Source organism: Acinetobacter sp. YH12058, assembly GCF_013419805.1.
Taxonomy (GTDB): Bacteria; Pseudomonadota; Gammaproteobacteria; order Pseudomonadales; family Moraxellaceae; genus Acinetobacter; species Acinetobacter towneri.
Window position 1 is genome coordinate 1 of record NZ_VOZL01000048.1, and the last position, 3,093, is coordinate 3,093.

3 protein-coding genes are annotated in these 3,093 nt (G+C 37.1%); all 3 read left to right on the forward strand.

Going from position 1 to position 3,093, the window contains the following annotated elements:
• Positions 1-77, forward strand: a 77-nt coding sequence (locus FTU09_RS13975) for a CRISPR-associated DxTHG motif protein (protein WP_373685381.1), incomplete at its 5' end; no start/stop codon positions are given.
• Positions 43-1,155 (forward strand): MobV family relaxase, encoded by a 1,113-nt coding sequence (mobV, locus tag FTU09_RS13520; protein WP_373685383.1) that lies wholly within the window; start codon positions 43-45, stop codon positions 1,153-1,155. The genes FTU09_RS13975 and mobV, both read left to right, overlap by 35 nt.
• Before the next feature lie 431 nt (positions 1,156-1,586).
• A complete protein-coding gene (locus FTU09_RS13525; RefSeq protein WP_180080557.1) occupies positions 1,587-2,906 on the forward strand; it encodes a protein rep in 1,320 nt (439 codons plus the stop codon).
• The last annotated feature ends 187 nt before the right edge of the window (positions 2,907-3,093 follow it).

A 3,093-nucleotide genomic window follows, 5' to 3' on the forward strand; every position in this document is an offset into this window, starting at 1 on the left:
AGCAAAAGCATTATCGGCTATCCTGCTGCGGAGATGTCACGCATGGCTTTCGCTATTTTACGCACTGCAAAACTTAAGAGCTTCGGAGAGATTGGAGGCTCACTTTCTCATAACTATAGAACTCGATTTACTGCAAATGCTGATCAATCTAGATCACATCAAAATGAGCATGATGTTTCTGAATCTGCAGATGCAATGCAGATGATTAAAAATAGACTTCCTGAGAAGTTAAGAAAAAATGGCGTTCTTTGTATTGAGCATTTAATTACAGCAAGTCCAGACTGGATTGGGTGGAATAATAAAAATGCCGAAGCTGAATTTTTTGAACAATCCAAGAAATGGCTTATTGATAGATATGGCTCTGAGAACGTCATAACGACTTCAATTCATAGAGATGAAACAACGCCCCATCTAATCGCCTATGTTGTGCCTATGGACACCACGGGTCGCTTAAATGCTCGAAAATGGCTTGGCGGTCGAAAACTCATGTCTGACATGCAGACTGATTTTGCTAATCAAGTGAATCATCTTGGTTTGAAGCGTGGTGTTGAGAATTCAAAAGCTGAACACACAACGATTAAAGAATTTTATAGTGAAATTAATCAGCAAGTTAAGCCTAAATTGCCTGAAATTGAATTAACTAGACTTGAAACACAGCCTGATTCACCATTTTTGGATGGTAAAAAGGCTCATGGTGAGCGTGTGATTGATGCTGTTTATGATCATATTGCCCCACAATTTGAGAATTATGAAAAGCAAATCGGTGCTGAATTCTCAGCACTAAATGCTCAACTTTCTAATGAAAAAAACAAGAATAAAAAGCTAGAAAAACAATGTATTTCTTTAATTAATTCAATGAATCAAATGAAAGAATTAGTCGAAAACTATGATCGAGAATTTGAGCCATTTATTGATTTAAAGCGAAAGTCTGAGCAAAAGTATGAAGAATTGAAACAGACTGCAGTAAATGAACATGAGCGAATTTTGCAAAAAGAAATTGATTCGATGACTATGACTATTACGCCTAAGTCTGACTTTGAAAAGCAAATAGACCATGCTTTAAAAAACATGAGTCAACCGCGGCCGCAGTTGGACCAGGTGCAGCAGCCTGAAAAGAAAAAAGACAAAGGAAATGATTTTGATTTTTCAATGTGATTTTAGAATGTACTGTACATATCAGAGGGGGCGGAGTTGCCCCCGAACTGACATTATCTAAATTTCAAAACCTTCCTTTCCCTGATTACAAGCTCCCATAAAAATCCTAAGCGGGAGGGACAGAGCATCCCGAATGGGTGCGAACTGATTATTTTTCAATTTATTTAACGTCAGCGGTAAGTTTTTTTTTAAAAGAGGTACGATTTAAGCTCGCCACTTATTGAAACTACTTAGAAACAGTTGTAACTTCTCTAACTCAAGTAAGAATTTTTTTATTAATCAGATTTGTGCAGGCACAAAAAAACCCCGAATAAGTTTGGCGACTAGAGGGGCTTTGATGTACATACAGATCAACAATCAGCGAATGTCCGTATGCAAGCTCATTATAGCAGTCAATTACGCACTCGCAAGCCGTTTAAGGGGCTTGAGGGATGCATCAAGAAGTAAATACTCAAAAATCAATCTCTTCAAATAGAAGCGTTTTAACGCATTCTAAAGTCACGCCTGCAAAAAAATCTGACCCCCTTGGAAAACATACGGAATCTTACTCCGCTGATTCTATTAATTCAGATAAAAAACAACACTATAAGAAAGCTAGATATAAAACTTTATCTGTTATTCAAAAGATTTTAAGCCAATGTGCGGGCAAATGGCGTGTGACTGGATGCGGTATTAAGCGCATTGATAAGCTTCAAAACGTATTCGTTACATACGATAAGCAAAACCGAAGTGCTTCATATCGAAATGTTCAAGTTTGTGGCAATACTTGGCTTTGTCCTGTCTGTTCGGAACGAATAGCACATGAGAGAAAACAAGAAATTGAGCGTTTAATTGTTCTTATGCATAAACGTAATTTGAAAGCGCACATGTTGACACTAACAACACCGCACTATTTGACAGATGATTTAAAAGATTTGTTAGAAAAACAGGCTCTTACTAAGAAATACTTTTTCGGTGATCGCAAATCCAAAGCCTTTTGGGAAAATGAATTTCCCCATTTAGGGCATATCACATCAACGGAAGTTAAGTATTCAGATAATAACGGATGGCATCCGCATTACCACTTAATTGTGGTGACTGAGGAAGGGTATAGCGAAAAAGAACTCAAGAAAAAAGAAACGGCAATTTATGAATTGTGGGCTGATTGCTGTGTAAGAGCTGGGTTAAAGCGTCCAAGTAGAAAACATGGTGTAGATCTCAAGCGTGGCTATGATGATGATGAATTAAATAATCCTGAATCATTGATTAACTATGCCCTCAAGGGGTCATTGGCAAATGAATTAACAATGTCCCATTGTAAAACAGGACGTTTTAATCGTGATTCTTTAACACCGTTCGAGATTGCTTTACTTGCTGAAAATGAAAAAGATTTTGAGCATGAAAGTTCTAAGTACAGTAATTTGTTTTATCAATATGCTGTTGCTTTCAAAGGTAAAAAACAGTCATTCATTAATAAAAGTTTGAAAGATTTAATTCGTAAAATTGAAGAAGAAGAAAAAGCAAAAGAACAAGATGATAAGTCCGAACCTGAAAAACAGGATGAACCAACTGTTGTTTATGAATTAATACCTATTGAATGGCGAGCACTTTGCAGTGATGTAAATGGTCGTGGTGATTTCTTAGTGGCAATTGAAAAAGACATTGAGGAATTGGGAATTGATACTAATAAATTCCCTAGAGCCGATTCAGTTTTGAATCGGATTTTAGGGGGTCAAGGGGGAGGTTTCCCCATTGCTCATGGAATAATTTAAAAGCGTAGCTTTAAAATTGTGTAGTGAGTACACAATTTCGAAAAAGTTGTTAAAATCAAAAGCAAAAGCATTATCGGCTATCCTGCTGCGGAGATGTCACGCATGGCTTTCGCTATTTTACGCACTGCAAAACTTAAGAGCTTCGGAGAGATTGGAGGCTCACTTTCTCATAACTATAGAACTCGAT